The 21,101-nt window shown below is 69.9% G+C and carries 16 protein-coding genes; 9 read left to right on the top strand and 7 right to left on the bottom strand.

The genetic code is table 11. From position 1 onward, the window contains the following. The first annotated feature begins 630 nt into the window (after nt 1-630). Entirely contained in the window at nt 631-2,373 is a 1,743-nt protein-coding gene (locus AP234_RS18890) for a DUF4407 domain-containing protein (RefSeq protein WP_055480984.1), read from the top strand. After that, a complete protein-coding gene (locus AP234_RS18885; protein ID WP_055480983.1) occupies nt 2,370-2,813 on the top strand; it encodes a hypothetical protein in 444 nt (147 codons plus the stop codon). Before AP234_RS18890 ends, AP234_RS18885 begins: the two co-directional genes overlap by 4 nt. A gap of 54 nt (nt 2,814-2,867) precedes the next feature. Here the strand turns inward: AP234_RS18885 and AP234_RS18880 are convergent, their stop codons facing one another. The 5 genes from AP234_RS18880 to xylA all read right to left on the bottom strand — a co-directional run bounded on the left by AP234_RS18880 (nt 2,868) and on the right by xylA (nt 9,260). Beyond that, nucleotides 2,868-5,027 carry an MMPL family transporter gene (locus tag AP234_RS18880; protein WP_055480982.1) on the bottom strand — a complete coding sequence of 720 codons (2,160 nt, stop codon included), beginning with the start codon at nt 5,025-5,027 and terminating at the stop codon, nt 2,868-2,870. 27 nt (nt 5,028-5,054) lie between these two features. Beyond that, a complete protein-coding gene (locus AP234_RS18875) occupies nt 5,055-5,603 on the bottom strand; it encodes a TetR/AcrR family transcriptional regulator (protein ID WP_055480981.1) in 549 nt (182 codons plus the stop codon). A gap of 127 nt (nt 5,604-5,730) precedes the next feature. Further along, nucleotides 5,731-6,558 carry a DUF998 domain-containing protein gene (locus AP234_RS18870; RefSeq protein ID WP_063842984.1) on the bottom strand — a complete coding sequence of 276 codons (828 nt, stop codon included), beginning with the start codon at nt 6,556-6,558 and terminating at the stop codon, nt 5,731-5,733. A 156-nt stretch (nt 6,559-6,714) separates the two neighbouring features. Further along, a complete protein-coding gene (xylB, locus tag AP234_RS18865; protein ID WP_055480980.1) occupies nt 6,715-8,103 on the bottom strand; it encodes a xylulokinase in 1,389 nt (462 codons plus the stop codon). A gap of 11 nt (nt 8,104-8,114) precedes the next feature. Continuing rightward, on the bottom strand, nt 8,115-9,260 hold the full coding sequence (gene xylA / locus AP234_RS18860; RefSeq protein WP_055480979.1) for a xylose isomerase: 1,146 nt from the start codon (nt 9,258-9,260) through the stop codon (nt 8,115-8,117). A gap of 75 nt (nt 9,261-9,335) precedes the next feature. Here xylA and AP234_RS18855 point away from each other — a divergent pair, with 75 nt between their 5' ends. From AP234_RS18855 to AP234_RS18845, 3 genes are all read left to right on the top strand, one after another. Beyond that, on the top strand, nt 9,336-10,541 hold the full coding sequence (locus AP234_RS18855; protein WP_055480978.1) for an ROK family protein: 1,206 nt from the start codon (nt 9,336-9,338) through the stop codon (nt 10,539-10,541). Between the two features lie 156 nt (nt 10,542-10,697). Continuing rightward, on the top strand, nt 10,698-11,561 hold the full coding sequence (locus AP234_RS18850; protein ID WP_063842983.1) for an SAM-dependent methyltransferase: 864 nt from the start codon (nt 10,698-10,700) through the stop codon (nt 11,559-11,561). Between the two features lie 413 nt (nt 11,562-11,974). Next, nucleotides 11,975-16,471, top strand: coding sequence for a cation-translocating P-type ATPase (locus AP234_RS18845; protein WP_055480977.1), 4,497 nt, complete (start codon nt 11,975-11,977; stop codon nt 16,469-16,471). Nucleotides 16,472-16,534: 63 nt separating this feature from the next. Here AP234_RS18845 and AP234_RS18840 read toward each other — a convergent pair whose 3' ends face one another. Further along, a complete protein-coding gene (locus AP234_RS18840; protein ID WP_055480976.1) occupies nt 16,535-17,155 on the bottom strand; it encodes a hypothetical protein in 621 nt (206 codons plus the stop codon). A gap of 305 nt (nt 17,156-17,460) precedes the next feature. On the opposite strand from AP234_RS18840, the gene AP234_RS39230 reads away from it, so the two are divergent. The 3 genes from AP234_RS39230 to AP234_RS18830 all read left to right on the top strand — a co-directional run bounded on the left by AP234_RS39230 (nt 17,461) and on the right by AP234_RS18830 (nt 19,121). After that, a complete protein-coding gene (locus tag AP234_RS39230) occupies nt 17,461-17,589 on the top strand; it encodes a hypothetical protein (RefSeq protein ID WP_268778067.1) in 129 nt (42 codons plus the stop codon). A gap of 95 nt (nt 17,590-17,684) precedes the next feature. Further along, nucleotides 17,685-18,608: a CDP-alcohol phosphatidyltransferase family protein gene (locus AP234_RS18835; RefSeq protein ID WP_055480975.1), complete on the top strand. Its 924-nt coding sequence runs from the start codon at nt 17,685-17,687 to the stop codon at nt 18,606-18,608. Nucleotides 18,609-18,734: 126 nt separating this feature from the next. Then, entirely contained in the window at nt 18,735-19,121 is a 387-nt protein-coding gene (locus AP234_RS18830; protein ID WP_235558241.1) for a signal peptidase I, read from the top strand. A gap of 4 nt (nt 19,122-19,125) precedes the next feature. Here the strand turns inward: AP234_RS18830 and AP234_RS18825 are convergent, their stop codons facing one another. Next, nucleotides 19,126-20,067: a LysR family transcriptional regulator gene (locus AP234_RS18825; RefSeq protein ID WP_055480973.1), complete on the bottom strand. Its 942-nt coding sequence runs from the start codon at nt 20,065-20,067 to the stop codon at nt 19,126-19,128. A gap of 72 nt (nt 20,068-20,139) precedes the next feature. Between AP234_RS18825 and dapA the strand changes: the two genes are divergently transcribed. Beyond that, on the top strand, nt 20,140-21,039 hold the full coding sequence (gene dapA / locus AP234_RS18820; protein ID WP_055480972.1) for a 4-hydroxy-tetrahydrodipicolinate synthase: 900 nt from the start codon (nt 20,140-20,142) through the stop codon (nt 21,037-21,039). The last annotated feature ends 62 nt before the right edge of the window (nt 21,040-21,101 follow it).

Here is a 21,101-nt window from a genome sequence, read left to right as displayed (position 1 = left end):
ACACGCCGCTCCCGACCACTCCGTCTGAGAATGCGGCATCCGAGGGCGGGCCGGGGACGGTGGCAAGCCAGTCGGGCCAATCGCACCACAGCGCGGTGCTCACCGATCCGCCCCGAGCACGGGCGGCAGCACGGGCCTGTGCCTCAGCCTTCACCGCGGCCCACCACCGCGGACCCAGCATGGGCTCGGCATGGGAAAGCGAAAGAGACGGATCGAGCCGATCCGCAGGCTGCGTCTGCCACGCCGTCGGCTTCATCGATCCCTCCTCCGACTCCATCATTCGAACGCCTGTCGTAATTCTTTCATGGACAACTCAGGAATAGCAACAGCTCGATCCACGAATTTCAAAGAAATTACGAGAAGTAAATGCCCTACCGCACCATATCTGCCCGATGTCGCAAGAGTCGCATTCACCCCATCACCGGATGATCAAAATCAGACAACACTGTCGCACTAATTCCATTTAGCCCCAAACGCCCAAATTGGCCATATCCTGAAATAGGCCAACTTGTTGTAGGCACTGAAGCAACTCCTCTTTCCATAGTCGGCAGAACAACTACGATGGCCGCAGTCAAGGGGGCCGGTGACGCACTGGCGCGCCACGAGGGCTCTCCATTCACGAGGAGAAGCGTGAGGCGTTTTCTGATCGCCCTGTCCGGGGCGCGGCCCGAGGTTCTGGAACGCTGTCCGACCGAGTACGGAAAATTCGAGGGCATCGGAGGCGCCGTCCTCACCACGAGCGTCCTCGCGGTCGTCTCCATGACGTTCGCCCTGAACAGCGCGCTCGGGGTCAACCTCTTCCTGGCCATCGTGGCGAGCCTCCTGTGGGGGCTGGCGATCCTGAGCCTCGACCGATGGCTGGTCAGCACGCTCCACGCGGACGCGTCGCTCCGCCACCGCCTGTTCACGGCCCTGCCGCGATTTCTCATGGCGCTACTGCTCGGTTTTGTGATCTCCACTCCGTTGGTGCTGCAGATTTTCAAGGGCGAAATCGACGCGCAAATGGTGGAGATCAAGCAGCATCGTGCCGACTTGTTCGCCGCGCAGCAGAAGCAGGGTGACGTGGGCAAGGACGTCGCCCGGCTCCGCGAAGAGGTGGCGGACCTGGAGAAGGTCATCGCCTCCGGCGGCTACGTTCCCACCGATCCCGCGCAGGACCCGAAGATCAAGGCCCTTACCCAGGATCGGGCGAACGAGCAGAACCAGGCCGAAAGGCACTACAAGGAATGGCAGTGCCAGCTTTACGGGGGGCCGTCCTGCCCGAAGACGGCCGACGGTTCGCTCGCCCAGTACAGCAAACGTGCGTACGAGACGAACAAGCAGCGCATCGCCCAACTCAACCGGCAGATCGAGCAGCGCAAGAAAGAGCTCGCCCAGAACGACGAGGCGGCCAAGCCCACCCGGCTGGCCGACGCGCAGGAGGCGCTGCCGAAGACGCGGGCGGAACTCGACGCCGCCCTCAAGCGGCAGGCCGACCTGCGGGCGTCCTTCGACGCGGAGAACCTCGCCGCCGACGGCGTGCTGATCCGGGTTCAGGCGCTCAACGAGGTGACCGGCACGGACCCGGCCCTCAGCGCCACCCGGCTGCTGCTGTTCCTGCTGTTCCTGGTCATCGAGTGTCTGCCGGTCACCGTCAAGCTGATGCAGCGGCCGGGAAACTACGAGAAGGTGCTCGCCCTCGTCCAGCGGCACGAGTTCCGCGACGCGCGCGGCAGCCTCACACCCGACTTCACGCAGAGGCCGACCACCACACCCACGACGGTGGAGTCCGCCAACGGCGCCGGAGACCCGGCGGCCGCCTCCCAGGAACAGCCCCGCTCGAGTGACGCGACGTCCGGCCCAAGGAGAGGCGCAGGGAGAGGCGCAGAGAGAGGTCCTGAGAGAGGTCCTGAGAGAGAACGGCCGCGCGGAAAACGAGTACGCGGGATACCTGTCGAAAGGCTCGCCGTCGATGCCGGAGCATTGCCTCCACTGTCACGAGCAGACGCGAAAAAGCTTCGCCGTCTGGCCAAGGAGATGGGGCTGACGGATCAGGAGCGGCCGCCCTGGCACGAGAAGACCGCGTTGGAGATCATGCTTGCCTGGAACTCCTGGAACAGCGCCGCTCAGGAGGCGTTCCTGGCCTTTCCCTGGCTGTACCGACCTCCTCTTGACGCGATCCCGCCCGATCCGAAGGACGCCGTCGCCGTTCTATCACCGTCGAGTCCGTCTATCGGGCTGCTGAACGTCGTGAACGATCAGCATGCGCCCATCGCGGCCGCGACCATCGCCAACGGCCTCGACCGGCTGTTCCACCGGCTCGGGCCGCCACCCGACAGTCTCGATGCCCACAGGTCCGGTCCGATCGACGGAGACGGGGGAGCGGCCAGATGACGTCAGCACAGGAGCGACCGCTGACCGGACTGGAGATCGCCCTCCAGTGGGGGCAGCTTCCGTCGGAGCACCTCCAAGCCGCTCTGAAGGCTCTCGAACCCGAGCTCCAGCGAGAGCACGCCTTCCGCATGGCAAGACTCGAAGCCGAACGGCGAGAAGCGAAGGAGCGTCGCACGCACCAGCTGTACATATGCGGTCTTGTCGCCGGGTTCGTCATCTCCGTCGGCATGCTCGCGGCCGCGGTCGTCCTCGGGACGAACGACCAACCATGGCTGGCGTCCATGATGACGGGGCCGAGTCTGCTCGCTCTGGTCATGATGTTCGTGCTACGTCGATCCGACATCGCCGGTGCCAAAGCCGCGACGAAATCTCAGGCGGACGTCTCGGCGATCAATCCGCCGCCGGCACAGGCCCCGGACAACCCTTCTCCGTTGGTCTGAGGCCTGGCGGGACCGGCCGCCGCGGCTTGGCTCAGCTCCTCACCCCGTCGCCCTTCACACCGCTTCGAGTGTCTGTTCGTCCGCGAGGTGCCGGCGCAGGCGTTCACCCTCGACATCGAGGTTGGGCAGCACCCGGTCCAGGGGACGCGGCAGCCACCAGGCCACGCGGCCGAGCATGGACATCACCGCAGGAACCAGGGTCATGCGGACCACGAAGGCGTCGATGAGCACGCCGATGGCCAGTGCGAAGCCCATGGACTTGATGATCGGGTCGTCCATGAACACGAACCCGCCGAACACGGCGGCCATGATCAGCGCGGCGGCGGTGACGACCCTGGCGTTGTGTCCCATGCCGTTGATCGTGGCCTGCTGAGCGGTGTCGCCGTGGACGAAGTCCTCGCGCATCCGGGAGACCAGGAACACCTCGTAGTCCATGGCCAGCCCGAACAGGATGCCGATCAGCAGGATCGGCAGGAAGCTGACCAGCGGGCCCGGCACGTCCAGACCGACCAGATCGGCGAGGTGGCCCTGCTGGAAGATCGCCACCGTGATGCCGAAGGTCGAGCCGACCGTGAGCAGGAAGCCCAGCGCCGCCTTGATCGGCACCAGGATCGAGCGGAAGACCAGCATCAGCAGCAGCACCGACAGGCCGACCACCAGCAGCAGGTAAACCGGCATGGCGTCGGCGAGCTTGTCGGAGACGTCGATGCCGACGGCTGTCGCGCCCGTCACCGCGATCTCCGCGCCCTTGATGGCGGCGACCTTGGCGCGGATGTCGTGCACGGCGTTCTCGGTGGCCGCGTCGGTGGGGCCGGCCTTGGGGATGATGGTCAGCAGCGCTGTCGTACCCGTGGCATTGGGCTGCGGCGGAGTGACGGCCAGCACGCCCTCGGTCTGCTGGATCAGCTGGGCGGCCTGACCCGCTGCCGCCGTGGTGGCCTGCGCGTCGGCGGCGGAGACCACGGCGATCAGGCGGGCGTTGAATCCCTCGCCGAACCCTTCGCTGGTCAAATCGTACGCCCTGCGCTCGGCGGAGCCAGGAGCCGCGGAGCCTGCGTCGGGAAGGGCCAGGCGCAGATCCTGGGCCGGGAGCGTCAGCGCGCCCAGGGCGACGACCCCGGCCAGCAGGATCGGCACGCGCAGCCGGGTGACGATCCGTCCCCAGGTGTAACCGAAGCCCTTGCGGTCCGCGTCCGTACCCCCGCCGTTCCCCCCGCCGTTGCGCTGCTTGCGCGGCAGCACGCGGGCGCCGCCGTACGACAGGAAGGCGGGCAGCAGGGTGATGGCGACCAGCACGGCGATGGCCACGGTGCCGGCGGCGGCCAGGCCCATGGTGCTCAGGAACGGGATGCCGACGATCGACAGCCCGGCGAGCGCGATCACCACGGTGGCTCCCGCGAAGACCACGGCCGATCCCGCGGTGCCGGTCGCCCGGCCGGCGGCCTCACCGGGATCCATGCCCTCGGCCACGAACTGGCGGTAGCGGGAGGTGATGAAGAGCGAATAGTCGATGCCGACGGCCAGGCCGAGCATCAACGCCAGCACCGGCGTGACGGAGGTGAGCTCGACGACGCCGCTGAGCGCGTACAGGCCGGCCATGCCGACGCCGACCCCGATCAGCGCGTTCAACAGCGTCATGCCGGCGGCCACCAGCGAGCCGAAGGTGACGATCAGCACCACGGCGGCGATCAGGACGCCGATGCCTTCCGACCCGCCCACTTCGGGCGCGGTGATCATCACCTCGCCACCGTGCTCCACCCGCAGCTCGCTCACGCCGGATCCGACCCTCAGGTAGGCCTCGCGCTGGGCTTCGGTGATGTCCTGCAGCCTGCCTTCGAACTGCACCTGGACCAGGGCGTACCGGCCGTCCGGGGAGACAGCGCCGGTCTGGAACGGATCCATGGCCGCGAGGACACCGGGGATCTCGGCGGCCTCCTTCATCACGGGCGCGACGGCGGCCGGGTCCAGCTTCCGGCCCTCGGGCGCGGCGATGACGATGGTGCCGGTGGCACCGCTGGCCTGGGGGAATTCCTTGGCGAGCGCGTCCAGAGCCCGCTGCGACTCGGTGCCGGGCATGACGAACTTGTCGGTGGTCGAGCCGCTGAAGGCGGCGACCGCCCCGCCCAGCAGCACCAGCAACAGCAGCCACACGGCGGCGACGCGCCCCCGCCTGCGGAAGGAGAACCGGCCCAGCCGGTACAGCAAGGTTGCCATGGGGAACAGAGTCCCTTTCTCGAGAGGTCAGTCGAGGGGGCGGTCGAGCGTACGCAGCGCGCCACGGGTCAGCTCGGCGCGCAGCGTCTCATCGGGCACGGGGAGGCCGGTGGCGGTCGTCAGGGGGACGGCCACCAGCGCCATCCAGGCCCGCACCCGGGCTTCCGGGGCATCGGAACGGCCGGCCAGCGAATCGACCAGCCGCTCGATGCTCTCGTTCAAACCCGGCAGCTCCGGACGGTTGATCATGACGTCGACGTCCTGCAGGAGGATCTTGACCTGCCGCCGGAAGCCGAGCGACAGCTCGACGAGACCGGCGACCGCCGCCCGGGCGGCCTCGTCGCCGTCCAGCGGCGCGAGGCGATCAGCGAGCTCGGCCAGCTCCCGCCCCGCCGGCGCGAGCAGCTCAGCCAAGATCGCGTCTTTGTTCCTGAAGTGGTACAGCAACGACGCCTTGGCGCAGCCCACGTCCGAGGCGATGTCCTGCAGAGACGTGCCGCGAAACCCTCGGGTGGCGAACAGCCGGGCCGCCGACTCCAGGATGTCCTCGCGCATCGGGGTAGCGGAACGTGCCATGGATCCAACGATAACTGTCCGATCGGCCAGTTCTGACCGATCGGACAGTTCAATCCGTCACACCGTCACCCCGGGCCCACCTGTCTCCGGGGCCCCACCCTCCAGCCCCGGCTATCTGCGGACCTGGCTATCTGCGGACCTGACACGACGACGCCTGCAATGAAGACGCCTGCAATGAAGACGCCTGCAATGAAGACGCCTGGACGGAGATCAGGGGGCTCGATTCCGACACCCATTCGGTACGGCTCGCACGCCTTCTGGACCACGGCGAGCCCTGGTAGGCCAGGACGCGCACGTACGAGAACCTGCCGACCGACAGGCTGCCGGACAGATTGCCGGACAGGGTCCGTACGGCAGGGCCGTAGGTCATGCGCAGCAGCTGCCAGGCGAGCAGTGCGAAGATCATCACCTCGCTCGTGAGCAGCAGCCGCTCCACCAGCCCGATCATGACGCCGTGTCCGGGAAGAGCCACATAGGTGAGCGCGGCCAGGCCGAGCCCCGCCGCGAGCGCGAGCCATTCGAGGGGACGAGCGATCCCCCGCCACCGCTCGTCCCCTTCGAACCGGCCCACCATCTGCGCCGCCGCCACCGGTACGCAGACGAAAGCGACCAGCGACAGAAAACGGCCGGCCCCGGCGACCCAGGTCAGGCCTGGCCGTACCGCTGGCACGACCGCCGCGGCGATCAACACCCAGGCCCAGACGCCCATCAGCCGCGCGGGCCAGCCGTCGATGGGCGCCCGTACGGCGCGCATCCCGGCGAGCAGCGCCAGCGAGGCCAGGCCGAGCGTCCCCAGCGCCCACCTGACCACGCCGCCGTCGGCCGCCGCCTGCTCGGTGAGCGACGCCGCGACCGGATCCAGCGCGGCCGTCCCGTTCAGCTGAGCCGCGACGACCGAGATCGACGCGATCAGGATGCCGCCGAAGGCGACCACGGGATAAAGCCTCTTGACCATGTTCCAATGGTCATCCGTACGGCACGGCGGTGGTATCCGGGACAACGCGTAATCATCCCCGATGCCACGTCAGGGTCATCTCAGGGTCACATCCGCCGATGAAGAGACGGCCGCCTCACCGCACCCCCTGAAATGCGATGAAGCGGCCGTCCCGGCTCAGGCGCGAGCGGCGGTCTCCCGGTAGCGGTCGCGTAGACCGATCGCGGGCTCCGCCTCGTAGCTCGCGGTCTCGCCCGTCTTCCACGCCGGGGGCTCCGACCCGCCCGCCAGCAGCCACGCGGCCTGCCGCGCCGCGCCGTCCGCGACGTACTCCCCCGGTTCCGGCACGAGCACCGGCCGGCCGAAGACGGTGGGCGCGATGCGGCGTACGGCCTCCGAGCGGGCGCCGCCGCCGATGAGCAGCACCCGGCCCGGCTCCAGCCCGAGCGCGTCGAGGGCGTCGGCCAGGCCGCACAGCATGCCCTCGACCGCCGCCCTGGCCAGGTGCGCCGGGGTGGCCGTCGACGGGGTGAGCCCGTGCAGCGAGCCGGTGGCCTCGGGCAGGTTCGGGGTGCGCTCGCCCTCCAGGTACGGCACGAGCACCAGCCCGTCGGCACCGGGCGGAGCCTGCAGGGCGAGCTCGCTGAGCCCGTCGTAGGTGACGCCGAGCATGCGGGCCGTCGCCTCCAGCACCCTCGCCGCGTTCATCGTGCAGACGAGCGGGAGATAACGCCCCGTCGCGTCCGCGAACCCGGCGACCGCTCCGGAGGCGTCGCGGTACGGAGTGTCCACGACGGCGAAGGCCGTACCGGACGTGCCGATCGAGACGACGACGTCGCCCGGCCGCATCCCGACGCCCAGCGACGCCGCCATGTTGTCCCCGGTGCCGGGGGCCAGCAGCAGATCGCCCGCAGTCTCCACCCGTGCCGTGCCCGCCTGTTCCGTCGGGCCCAGCACGCGGGGCACCTCGGGGGCGGCGATGCCGCCCAGGGCGAGTTCGAGCAGGTCGGGCCGGTAGGTCCCGGTGATGGGCGACCAGTAGCCGGTGCCGGAGGCGTCGCCGCGATCGGTCGTGATCACGGCGGGCCGGCCGGCCAGGCGCCAGGTGAGCCAGTCGTGCGGCAGGCACACCGTGCGCGTGCGCCGGACGTTGTCGGGCTCGTGCTCGGCCAGCCAGCGCAGCTTGGTGACCGTGAACGAGGCCACCGGGACGCTGCCGACGGCCTCGGCCCACATGTCCGGGCCGCCGAGCTCGGTCACCAGGTCGGCGGCGGCCTTCGCCGACCTGGTGTCGTTCCACAGCAGGGCGGGCCGCACGACCTGGCCGTCCTCGTCGAGGCAGACCATGCCGTGCTGCTGGGCGGCGACGCCGAGGGCCGCGACGTCGTCGAGGCCGCCCGCCTCCTCGATCGCCGTCTGAAGGGCCGTCCACCAGTGATCGGGGTGGACCTCGGTGCCGTCGGGATGACGCGCCCGGCCCTCCCGTACGAGGGCCCCGCTCTCCGCGTCGCGGATCACGACCTTGCAGCTCTGGGTCGAGGAGTCGACCCCGGCGACCAACGTCACGACGCCCCTCCTCAGCCGCGCACGCCGAGCAGGTGCTCCAGGGCGAGCTGGTTCAGCCTGGTGAAGTGGAAGCCGCGCTCGGCCGCCGCCTCCACGTCGAAGGACTCGGCGATCAGGTCGTCGAGGCTCTCCCCCTCGGCCAGGGTCGGCTGGGCCAGCTCGGCGACCCGGCTGGCGGCGAGCGCCTCCTGGACCTCGGGGTCGGCACGGAACGCCTTGGACTTCTCCTTGAGGATCAGGTAGGTCCGCATGTTGGCGGCGGCCGACGCCCACACGTCCTCGCTGTCGTCGGTCCTGAGCGGCTTGTAGTCGAAGTGGCGGGGGCCCTCGTAGCCGCCGTTCTCCAGCAGGTCGACCAGGAAGAACGCGCTCTTCAGGTCGCCGTGGCCGAAGATCAGGTCCTGGTCGTACTTGATGCCGTTCTGACCGTTCAGGTCGATGTGGAACAGTTTGCCGTGCCACAACGCCTGGGCGATGCCGTGCACGAAGTTGAGCCCGGCCATCTGCTCGTGGCCGACCTCGGGGTTGAGGCCCACCCGCTCGGGGTGTTCGAGCCCGTTGATGAAGGCGAGGGCGTGACCGATGGTCGGCAGCAGGATGTCGCCACGCGGCTCGTTCGGCTTCGGCTCCAGGGCGAAGCGGATGTCGTAGCCCTTGTCGATAACGTACTGACAGAGGAGGTCGAGGGCCTCCTTGTAGCGGTCGAGAGCGGCCCTGACGTCCTTGGCGGCATCGGACTCGGAGCCCTCCCTGCCGCCCCAGCACACGTAGGTCGTCGCGCCCAGTTCGGCGGCGAGGTCGAGATTGCGCATGACCTTCCGCAGCGCGTAGCGGCGGACGTCGCGGTCGTTGCTGGTGAAGCCGCCGTCCTTGAACACGGGGTGGGTGAACAGGTTGGTGGTCGCCATGGGCACCTTGAGGCCGGTCTCGCTCAGGGCCTTCTTGAAGCTCTCGATCGCCTTGGCCCGGTCGGACTCGACGGCGAGGAGGTCGTCATCGTGGAAGGTCACACCGTACGCACCGAGCCCGGCGAGACGGTGCACGGTCTCGACCGGGTCAAGCGGAGCCCGGGTGGCGTCGCCGAAGGGGTCGCGCGCCTGCCAGCCGACGGTCCACAACCCGAACGTGAACCGGTCCTCGGGAGTGGGGGTGTACATGGAGCGCCTCCGATTTAGTCTACGTTGTGGACTAAATATCGGACGCGCAGCCGGATAGGTCAAGGGGGCAGCCTGATGACGCAGGCCACAGGGCAGACCACGGGGCGGGCCACGGGGCAGACCACGGGGCGGGCCGTACGGCATGACGCGATGCGTGCGCGCAACCTCGCGCTCGTCCTCGGCGAGGTCGAGGCGCGTGGTTCGCTCACACGCGCCGCGCTCGCGGAGATCACCGGGCTGACCAAGACGACGGTGTCCAAGCTCGTGGCCGACCTGATCGAGGCCGGACTCGTGGTCGAGGCCGGGACCGTGCGGGACGGCGAACGCGGCAGGCCGGGGATGGAGGTGCGGATCAGCGGCGACCGGATCGCCGCCATCGGCCTTGAGATCAACGTCGACTATCTCTCGGTGCGTGTCGTCGATCTCGCCCGTTCGGTACGGCTGCGCCGTACACAGGCTGTGGACAACCGTGCCGCCCAGCCTGTGGACGTGATCGCGGCACTAGGCGATTTGGTGGTCAAGGCTGTGGATGAGGCTGTGGACATAGGGCTGCACGTGGTCGGCGGCGTCCTGGCGGTGCCCGGCCCTGTGGACCTGTCCACCGGCTTCGTCCACAACGCGCCGAACCTCGGCTGGCGCGAGGTGCCGGTGGCAGAGCTGCTGCGGCTGCCGCTTCCGGTCCTGGTGGAGAACGAGGCCAACCTGGCCGCGCTCGGCGAGCTGTGGTTCGGAGCAGGCCCGCCGGACTTCCTGTACGTCTCCGGCGAGATCGGCATCGGGGCCGGCCTGGTGGTGCAGGGTCGGCTGTTCCGGGGCGCACGCGGCTTCGCCGGGGAGCTGGGCCACGTCGCCGTGTCCCCCGACGGCCCGCTCTGCCGCTGCGGCGCGAGAGGGTGCCTCGAACGGTACGCCGGACAGGACGCCCTGCTCGCCGCCGCGGCCGTCGCGGACCTCGCGGAACTGATCTCCCTGCTGGAGGCCACGGACTCCCGCGCCCTGGCGGCCTGCGAACGGGCGGGCTGGGCGCTCGGTGTCGCCCTGTCGTCGGCGGTCAACCTCGTCGACCCGGACACGATCGTCCTCGGCGGGATCTTCGCGCGGCTCTTCCCGTGGCTCGCCGACACGGTCACCGGGACGCTCGCGGCCCACCTCGGTCAGATGCGCGGTGCCGTACCACCCGTCATCGTGTCCCGGCTCGGCACGGAGGCCGCCGCGCTGGGCGCCGCCGGTCAGGTGATCCGGCAGGTGATCGCCGACCCCGCCGCCGCGCTGCACACCTGAAGAAACGCCTCGTCGTACCCCTGACCGGACGCCTGGCGGGCTCTGAATCCCGTTTACCGCGCCAGTCATGCTGTTCGTCGAATTCTCCAGATAGGCCGACGGTCACCGACTTATCATGATCTCCGGCGACCCGGCGAGGCGAGATGAGGGACGACCATGGCCGACGATGACGGCGCGACCGACCGGACCCGCTCCGAGGGCGCACGGGACCGCCCTGTTCCGGGCATCGACAGCACCACACCGAGCGTCTCGCGCGTCTACGACTTCATGCTCGGAGGCAAGGACAACTTCGCGGTCGACCGTCACGTGGCGGAGATGGCCCTGAAGATCGCACCCGACGCTCCCGCGGCGGCCCGGGCCAACCGCGGGTTCCTCAGGCGGGCCGTACGGCACCTGGCCGGTGAGGTCGGCATCCGGCAGTTCCTCGACATCGGCTCCGGGCTGCCCACCCAGGGCAACGTGCACGAGGTCGCCCAGGCCGTCGCCCCCGGCGCAAAAGTCGTCTACGCGGACATCGACCCCATGGTGCTCGTCCACGGCAGGGCACTGCTCGCCAGGGACGACTCCACCACGGTCATCCAGGGCGACATCCGCCAACCGGAAGATCTCCTGAGCCGCCCCGAGATCCGGCGGCTCATCGACTTCGACGAGCCTGTCGGGCTGCTGCTCCTGGGCATCCTGCACCACCTGAACGACGACGAGGACCCGGGCGGAATCGCCGCGCGGCTGCGCGCCCTGCTGCCCGGCGGGAGCCACCTGGTGATCTCGCACTTCCACAACCCCGGGCCCGCCCGTCCCGAGGTGTCGGCACAGGCCTACCAGGCGGAGAAGCTGTTCAACCAGAACCTGGGCACCGGCCGGTGGCGCGGCCACGACGAGATCCTGGCCTATTTCGGGGACTGGGAGCTGCTCGACCCCGGCCTGGTGCCGCTGGCCGAGTGGCGGCCCGAGCCGGACGAACCCGTCGAGCGGGGCATCACCTACCACACCTTCGTCGGCGGCGTGGCCCGCAACCCCTGATCCTCCGTGGGGGTTTCCACCTGGTGGATGCCGGAAAGTATCAGGAACGGCCATAGCGCTAGGAACGGCCACAACACCATATGAACCACACGCCGGAGTTGGGTCATCTCCGGCGTGACCAAGGAGTCGATCGCTAGGGAGCGTCCGACGAATGCCGCCCACGCGCAGCAGGGCGCGATTCGCCGGACACGACGTAGCTCGGACAACCCCCCCGACTCACGCGAGGAGGGGACATGGCATGCATCCGAGTGATCGGACGACCGACCGCGAAGGTCGTCCGCGCTCTCCAACCGGACGGAACCCGGGATGACACCGCCGCGGAAACGTCGATCACGGCGTAGCGGCGGCGCTTTCCCCTGTCGGCATTCCCGCCGGTCCTTCTGTCCGGGTTACCTCTGCTGGAGAGCGAAACGATGATCCTGACCCAGGTGCTCACGACGTCGGCCACGCTGCTGCGCGGCGTCCTGCCCGCGCCCCTCAGAGACGTCTTCCCCTGCCCCCGAGACCTGGTCGTCTGCCCGGGCGGACTGCGCATCGACCTGAACGGGATCGGCGGGCCCGGCACGGAAGGCGCCGCCGAGCGACTCGAGGACCTGCTCGGCGCGCTGCCGGGCATCGAACACGCCGAGGTCAACGGCCGCCTGGGCTGCGTCTTCGTGGCGTGCGATCCCGACGCCGTCGACCAGGACCGGCTGATGGAGATCGTCGCGGAGCTCGACGCGCAGGAGGAACGCGCGCACGAGTCACGGGTCCGCCTGGTCGAGGAGCACGCCCGCGCGACGATCCGGTTCGCCTCCGGTGTGACCGCGCTCGGGCTGATCTTCGCGGCCCGGGCCGTACGGCTGCCGCGGCTCCCCACGGCCGTGCCCGCCCTGGTCCAACTGGTGAACGCCACCCCGGCCATCCGCGAGGAGCTCGACCGCCGGCTGGGGCGGGGCCCCGCGAACGCCCTGTTCACCACCGCCGGCCTGGTCACCCAGACTCTCACGCTGCGGCCCGTCGGGCTGGTCGTGCAGTCCCTGGCCTCGCTCGCCCGCTATGTGGAGGCCAAAGCCGGGCGGTGCGCCTGGGAGCTGCTGGAGGAGCGGCTGGCCCGCACGCCCGGGGCGTACCGGCACATCAGGCCGGTCACCCGGCCGCGGCCCTGCCCCCTGCCGCACGGGCCGATCGAGCGGTACGCGGACGTGCTCAGCCCCGCGGCGGTCGCGGCCTACGGCGTCACCCGGATCGCCACCCGGGGCGGCCGGCGCGCCCTGGCCGTACTGATCTCCGCCACCCCCAAGGTGGCCGCCCTGAGCAGGGACGCGTTCTCCGGGGCCATCGGCCGCGCACTGGGCAGACGCGACATGGTCGTCCTCGACGCCGAGGCGCTGCGCAAGATGGACCGCGTCGACACCGTGATCCTCGACGCGGACGCGCTGACCACGGGTGCCTGGACGATCGACCGGGTCGAACACCTCGTGGACGGGGTGGACACCGACGAGCTGTACTCTCACCTCTACACCCTGATCGATTTCTCCGACCCGTCCGCCTCCTGGACGAGCGGCGAGGGCTGGTCGGTACGGCCGCTGGCCGATCTCGGCGAGCTCGTCACCGATGCGCATGACGCCGGTGAGGCGGCCGACCGGCTCGCCACGGCCGCGCCGACGTGGCGCGAACGCGGGCTGCGCGCCGTCGAGGTGCGCAGGAACGGCACGCCGATCGCCGTCGTGGGCCTGGCCCGGGAGATCGACCCACTCGCCGTGGCCATCGTCGCGGCAGCCAAGACCGCGGGCACCGTGCTGCTCGCCGGCGGCGACGCCGGGCTGGCGCAGCGGCTCGCGATCGGACGGACGCTGCCCGGCGGCGACGACCTGGCCCGGCATGTGTACGACCTGCAGGCGGCCGGCCACTGCGTCGCCGTGGTGTCCAGAAGGGCGTCTCACGCGCTCGCCCAGGCCGACATCGGCGTCGGCGTCACCGATGCCAAGGGCCTCGTGCCATGGGACGCGGACGTCGCCGGGGAACCGCACGGTGTGCACCTGTTCCTGACCTGTCTGCCCCGCGCGGTGAGCACCAGCAGGAGCGGCGTACGGCTCGGCATCGCCGGCGCGATCGTCGGCGGCCTGTTCGCGTTCGTCGGCCCGGAGGCGAAGTCGCTGAGCCGGGCGACCCTGATCAACGGCGTCATCTCCGCGGCCGCCATCGTGCTGGGCGAGTGGTCGGGTCGGGCGGCGGGACGACTGCCCGCGCCGTTGCCCGTGGACGCCACGCCCTGGCACGCGATGTCCACGAAGGAGGTGCTGTCCCGGCTCGGGTCCTCGCCGGACGGGCTCGACGAGGCGGAAGCCGTACACCGCCGGGCCGAGGCGCGGCCGGAGGAGGAAGCCGACAGGCCGCACTCGCTGACCAGGGCCACCCTCGAGGAGCTGGTCAACCCGCTCACCCCCGCCCTGGCGGCCGGGGCGGGCATCTCCGCGCTCGTCGGCTCGGCCCTGGACGCGGTGATGATCAGCAGCGTGATGGTGATCGACGCGTTCTTCGGCGGGGTGCAGCGCTTCAAGGCCGACCGTGCGCTGCACAACCTCACCGAGGCCAGCGCGATCCACGTACGGCTGCGCCGGCCGGGGGGGACCGTGGAGGCCGGCACCGAGGATCTCGCCCCCGGCGACGTGATCGAGCTGCGCGCGGGCGACGCCGTACCCGCCGACGCACGCGTCATCAAGGCGGTGGGCCTGGAGGTCGACGAGTCGACGCTGACCGGGGAGTCGCAGCTCGTCACGAAGACGGCGGCGCCGACCGTCGCGGCCGCCGTCGCCGACCGCCATTCCATGGTTTATCAGGGCACGACGGTCGCGGCCGGCAGCGGACGGGCGGTGATCGTCGCGACCGGTGACATGACCGAGGCGGGGCGCAGCGCGCGGCTCGCCCGGGAGCCGAGCCCGCCCACCGGAGTCGAGCTGCGGCTGCGTTCGCTGAGCCGGCGGATCCTGCCGCTGTCGATCGGGGCCGGGGCCCTGCTCCTGGCCGTCGATCTGCTCCGCGGCAGGCCCCCGGCCGCGGCGCTGACGCCCGCCGTCAGTCTCATGGTCGCGGCCGTACCCGAGGGGCTCCCATTCATCGCCACGGTCGCTGAGCTGGCGGCGGCACGGCGGCTCTCGAAGCGGGCGGCGCTCGTGCGCAACCCGTCCACGATCGAGGCGCTCGGCCGGGTCAACGTGCTGTGCTTCGACAAGACGGGGACGCTCACCGAGGGGCGCATCAGCCTGCAGTATCTGTCGGACGGATGGATCGGCCAGTCGGTCGACACGCCGGACGAGCGGCTGCGGCGCGTCCTCGCCGCCGCGGTCCGGGCGAGCCCTCGGTCCGAGTCCGGGGGCCCGGGGCCTCGGCCGGACACCGACTGGGTGATCGCCCACCCGACCGACCGCGCCGTACTCCACGGGGCGCGCCGCCTGGGTGTCACCCCGTCGGAGGGGCTGACGACCTGGGAGCGGGTCGCGGAGATGCCGTTCGAGCCCGGCCGGAGCTATCACGCCGTGCTTGGCCGTACCGAGCGGGGGCACCTGCTGAGCGTGAAGGGCGCCCCCGAGATCGTGCTCACCCACTGCACGAAGGTGCTGCGGGACTCGGTGGAGGTCCCCTGCGACGAGAGCGTCCGGCAGGAGCTGGAGCGGGAGGTGGACCGGCTGGCCCGGCAGGGCTACCGGGTGCTGGCCGTCGCGCAGCGCCCCGCCTCCGACCGGCGCGACCTCGACGAGTCCCGCATCGACGACCTGTGCTTCCTGGGCTTCCTCGGCCTGGCCGACCCGGTGCGGGCGACCGCGGCGCAGAGCGTCGGACGGCTGGTCCGGGCCGGGGTCCGCATCATCATGGTCACCGGCGACCATCCGAGCACCGCCGAGGCCATCGCCGTCGAACTCGACACGCTGAACGGCAGGCGGATCATGACCGGGCCGGAGCTGGACGCGATCGACGACGAGACGCTGACCAAGGTGCTGCCCGATGTCGCGGTCTTCGCCCGGGCCACCCCCGCGCACAAGGCACGGATCGTCAACTGCCTGCGGGAGGCCGGGGAGGTCGTCGCCGTGACCGGTGACGGCGCCAACGACGCCCCGGCGATCCGGATGGCCGAGGTGGGCATCGCCCTCGGCTCCCAGGCCACCCCCGCCGCCCGGGGCGCGGCCGATCTCGTGGTCACCGACGACCGGATCGAGACCATCGTGGACGCGATCGTCGAGGGCCGGGCCATGTGGGGCTCGGTGCGCGACTCGCTGAGCATCCTCCTCGGCGGCAACATCGGGGAGATCCTCTTCACCGTCGGGTCCAGTCTGCTCGCCGGGCGCAGCGCGCTGAACGCCCGCCAGCTCCTGCTGGTCAACCTGCTCACCGACATGGTGCCCGCCATGGCGGTCGCCGTACGGCCGCCGGCCGCTACCGATCCGGAGCGGCTGCTGGCCGAGGGGCCAGAGGCGTCCCTGGGGGCGTCGCTGACCCGCGACATCTATCTGCGCGCCGTCGTCACGGCGAGCGCGGCCACGGCGGCGTGGCTGGCGGGCCGGGTGACCGGCACACGGGGGCGGGCCGACACGATCGGCCTGGTCGCGCTCGTGGCGGCGCAGCTCATGCAGACGCTGGTGGGCGGCGGCCGGGACAGGCTCGTCACGGTGGCCGCGCTGTCGTCCCTGGCCGTCCTGGGGTTGATCGTCTCCGTCCCCGTGGTCAGCTCCTTCTTCGGCTGCCGGCCCCTCGGGCCGGTGGGCTGGACCATCGGCCTCGGCAGCGCCATCGCGGCGACGGCCATCGGCGCGGCCGTACAGGGGCGCAGCCGGGCGGCGGCCGGCGCCCCGGCGCGCACGACCACCCCCGTCCCGGCTGCTCCGGCGATGGGTTTCCCGGTGGCCGAAGGGGCGCGGCTGGCCTCCGCCTGACGGGCGCCACCGGGAGCTGCGCCGCGTTCACCTGTGACCTCACCTGTGACTTCACCGGGGACTTCACCGGGGACGGCGACGTGCTTTCGAGCGCTGCTGTGCCTTCGTGTGCTGCTGTGCCTTGGAATGATGCTGTGCCTTGGAATGATGCTGTGCCTTGGAGCGATGCTTCGCCTGACGCTTCGCCTTCGGGTTCGCCGTCTCCGCCTGATGGCGGCGGTCGCGCTTGGCGCGTGGCCGGTGCTCGCCGTTGTGTTCGCGCCGCTGCTCCCACGCCCTGTCCCAGTTCCGGTCGCGCCACTGGGGAGCGGTCTTACGCCCGCCCTTGTGCCGCGGCACCGTCGAGGTCGTCTGGAAGTTCTGGAAGCCGAGGTCGGGGATCTGCACCGGCCCGGCCGGCATCCCGCTGGCGTCGATCGGCAGCGGGACGACGACGATCTCCTTCCGCACCCCGTCCTTGCCCATCGTCACGATGTGGCGAGCCTTGGGCTCGCTGCGCCCCGGACCGCCGGCCACCGGGGGTCTGTTGCCGAGCGGGAGTCTGTTGCCGACCGGAAGCACGGCCCCGGCCGGACGGAGACCTCCGGCCCGGGCCGGATTCGGACCGGCCTGTGTGGACGGCGCGGGCGGCGGCCCGGCGAGGAGGACGGCGATGAGACTGGCCGCAGCCGTACAGACGAGCATCAGACTTCCCCGAGGTCGTGGACGCTGAAGAAAATGGTGACGACAAGACGATAAGCGGCACATCCTCGCTGATCACGGCGTACACGATGAATGTCGGGTCAAAGCTCTTCATCGCTCATTCCAGAAGAGCGAATGGTGTCACGATCGCGAAGATCGCCACACCATCATCCGCGATCCCCGGGGGGCGGAGAATCGGGTGCGGACGACGGAATTCCATGGGTTAATAAGCATGGGTCACCAAGCATTGCCAAGAGTTCCAGTCAGCCGCGAGGTAAAATCCGATGGTTAAGCCGCTTTTAGGACATTTGGCGACGTTTTTCGCGACCGACGACGACCCCCATCCGGGAGACGACTCGCACGCACTGAACTGGGACGACGAACTGGAGAACGGGTGGGATCCCATGGACGACGTCGACGACGACGACGAAATGTGACACTTCAGAGTCCGTACACAAAAGGGACAGGCACCATATTGCGGACATTCACCGCTTGCGCCTGGAAACACGAATAAATTTAGAAGGTTGTCTGCATGAAGTTCACCTTGGAAGATGTTCGGTCGCGGACCTACAAGGCGCGGGACGCCTGGTGGACGGTCTTCCTTGTGGACCCACTGGCGAGCCGACTGGTGGTCGCCATCGCCAACCGGACCTCGATCAGCCCCAACCAGATCACCTGGGGAGCGTTCCTCCTCGGCCTGGGATCGGCCGGGTGTTTCCTGACGGCGGACCCGGTGTGGCTGGTCGCCGGCGCCGTTCTCTATCACCTGAGCTTCGTCCTCGACTGCGTGGACGGCAAGATCGCCCGGCTCAAGGGCACGGGGACCGTCCTGGGCGGCTGGCTCGACTACGTCTTCGACCGGATCCGCGTGTTCGCCTGCGCCCTCGCCCTGATGTGGGGGCAATATCGGGCGACCGGCCAGGACCTCTACCTGCTCCTCGGCATCGGGGTCGTCTTCCTCGACATGCTGCGCTACGTCGACGCGCTCCAGGTGACGAAGGTGCGGCGGCAGATGCGCCGCACGCTCCGGACGGCGTACGACGAGGTCGCCCCGCCGCGGTCTCCGGCGGAGCCCCCGCTGCGCGACGATCCGGACCTGGGCCTCGACTCGCGCTCCGACGAGACCCATGCCCGTACGGCCGAGGCCGTCGACCTGCAGGTGGAGTTCCATTCGCGCTATGCGTGGTACGTCCCCTTCCGCACGTGGCTGCGCGCGCGTCGCGTCCGTACGCACCTGGTGAGCGGCATCGAGTTCCAGATGGCGGTGTTCATCGTCGGCCCGCTGCTCGGTCTCATCTCCCCGATCATGATCGGCGTGGTCACGGTCTGCGCGGCGGTGCCGCTGCTCGCCTTCGAGGCCGCCATCATGTACAAGCTCTGGCTGTCGTCACGTGACTTCACCCGCGCGCTCGCCGATATCCGGGCGAAGCGGCCCCCTCACATGATCGACGCCTGACCGATCACGTCCGCCGTGCCAGCACCATGCGAGCACCGTCTCAGCGTGTGTCAGCGCGTGTTAGCGTCACGGCTCGTGGCGGAGAACTCGGTGAAAGGCTCGGTGAAAGGCTCGATGGAGCGCCCGGTGGGTAGCCCGGTGGAGCACGTGTACGTGGGCAACGCGGGCATCGACGCGGCGGGCGACCGTGGCTGGCTCCTCGGACACTTCAAGCCGGTCGACGACCTCCGGCACAGCGAAGACGTCGAGATCAAGTGGGGAGTGCATCCACGGGGCGACGAGCGCGCCGAGTGGGTCACCGGGGAGAAACGTACGGCGCTGCTCGTGCTGATCAGCGGCCGTTTCCGGGTGGAGCTGCCGGGACGCAGTGTGCTGCTGACCGAGCAGGGCGACTACGTGGTGTGGGGGCAGGGCGTCGATCACTCCTGGTACGCAGAAGAGGAGTCGGTGGTGCTCACCGTACGCTGGCCGTCCATCCCCGGCTACGCGGTTCCGGCCACGCGGGAGCCGTGACCGGTCAGGACGTGATCTCTTCGGTCTGCCGATTCACCGCCGCGAGCCCGACGGGCAGAGCCTCACGCAACGCGGTGGTGAAGGCGTCGACCGCGGGATGGGCCGCGGAACCTCCGCGGAACGCGACGGCGCTTCGCCGCCGCAGCGGAAGCGATGTCAGCGACGTGCCCGATGGGGGCCGCAGCGCGCTGAGCTGGGGCACCACGACGACGCCCACTCCCGCCGCGACCAGACCAAGGGCGGTGTCGTAGTCGTCGACTCGATGCCACGAGTCGGCGTGGAAGCCGCTCTCCTCACACAGCCGCATCACCATCCTGTGGCAGAGGGTCCCGGACGTGGGAAGAATCCACGGCACGTGTCGCCATTTCCCCACCGGGTCATCGACGGCCTCCACCTTCCATCCGAGAGCCGAGGGGTCGCCGGGTGCCGCCAGATAAACCTCCTCGACGAAAATCGACCTGCTTTGAATTCCCGGCTCGGGGGAGGGCGGAAGATGATCGTAGGAGTGCACAAGTGCCAGGTCCAGTTGACCGGCGCGGAGGGCGTCCGGGGCATGCGCAGGGTCGATCTCCTGCACCCATAACGTAAGGTTCGGGTGCATGCCGCGGAGGGCGGTGAGGATGTCCGCGGCCATGACGCGTGCCGCCGACGGGTAGATGCCGATGCGTAGCGGGCCGCTCATCCCCTTGCTGCCCGCCAGTTCCGACTGAGCCACCTCCAGTTGCGCGAAAATGATCTCGGCGTGATGTGCCAGATTGGCCCCCGCCGCCGTCAGGGCCACGCGCCGGCCCCTGCGTTCCAGCAGGACCACGCCCGTCTTGCGTTCCAACAGCGACAACTGCTGGGAGACGGCGGAGGGGCTGTAGGCCAACGCTTCTGCCACGGAGGCGATCGTTCCTCGGTGCGCCAACTCCCGAAGCAGGCGCAATTGATGCAAGTTGATCATTAGCCCAGCTTAAGAGCGACGTCGGTATTTCCAGATGGACGTGGTACGGACGACCGGCCGATCATTCAGATCATGGAAAACAGCACGCCGCCCCGAGGGGTGTACATCCCATTGATCACGCCCTTCACGGGTACGGGCGAGGTCGCGCTCAATGCCCTGGAGCGACTGGCTCACGAACTCCTCGACGAGGGGGCCACCGGTCTCGTCGCGCTCGGCACCACCGCCGAGGTAGCGACGCTCACAGCGGAAGAGAAGCGTTCGGTCGTCGATGTGGTGGCCCGGGTCTGCCGCGAGGGCGGCGCACCGCTGATCGTGGGGGCCGGGAGCAACGACACCGCCTCGAGCCGCGAGGCACTGGCCGCGCTCAGAAGGGTGCCCGAGGCGGTGGCCGCACTCACCCTGGTCCCGTATTTCACCCGGCCCTCCGAGGCCGGAGTGATCGCGCACTTCACGGAGTTGGCGGCCGACAGTCCGGTTCCGCTGGTGATCTATCACATCCCCTATCGGACCGGACAGGAGTTGAGCGCGGAGACACTGCGAAGGCTCGCCGCGCTGCCGGGCGTCGTCGGGGTGAAGTACGCGATCGGGGCGATCACCGCTTCCACCGCCGACCTGATGGCCGATCCGCCCGCCGGCTTCGCCGTACTGGCCGGGGACGACGTTCTCGTCTCACCGCTGCTGGCCATGGGCGCCCATGGGGGCATCCTCGCCTCGGCTCATCTGGCCACCGCCCGTTTCGCCGAACTCGTCCGGTCCTGGCACATGGGCGACGCGGCTCACGCCCGTGACCTCGGCCATCGCCTCGCCGTCCTGTCGGCCGCGCTGTTCACGGAGCCGAATCCCACCGTCGTCAAAGGCGTGCTGCACGCCCGGGGGCGCATCCCCACCCCCGCCGTCCGGCTGCCCCTGCTGCCCGCAGGCTCGGCATCGGTCTCCGCCGCGCTGGGGGCGCTCGACGCCCTCGGCCTGTAGCCGTCGCGACCTCACCGGTGGCCGTCGCGACCTCGCCGTCTCACCGGCTCGCCGGCTTACCG

Source organism: Sphaerimonospora mesophila (genome assembly GCF_001417795.1).
Lineage (GTDB): Bacteria > Actinomycetota > Actinomycetes > Streptosporangiales > Streptosporangiaceae > Sphaerimonospora > Sphaerimonospora mesophila.
This window is presented reverse-complemented; position numbering and strand designations above follow the sequence as displayed.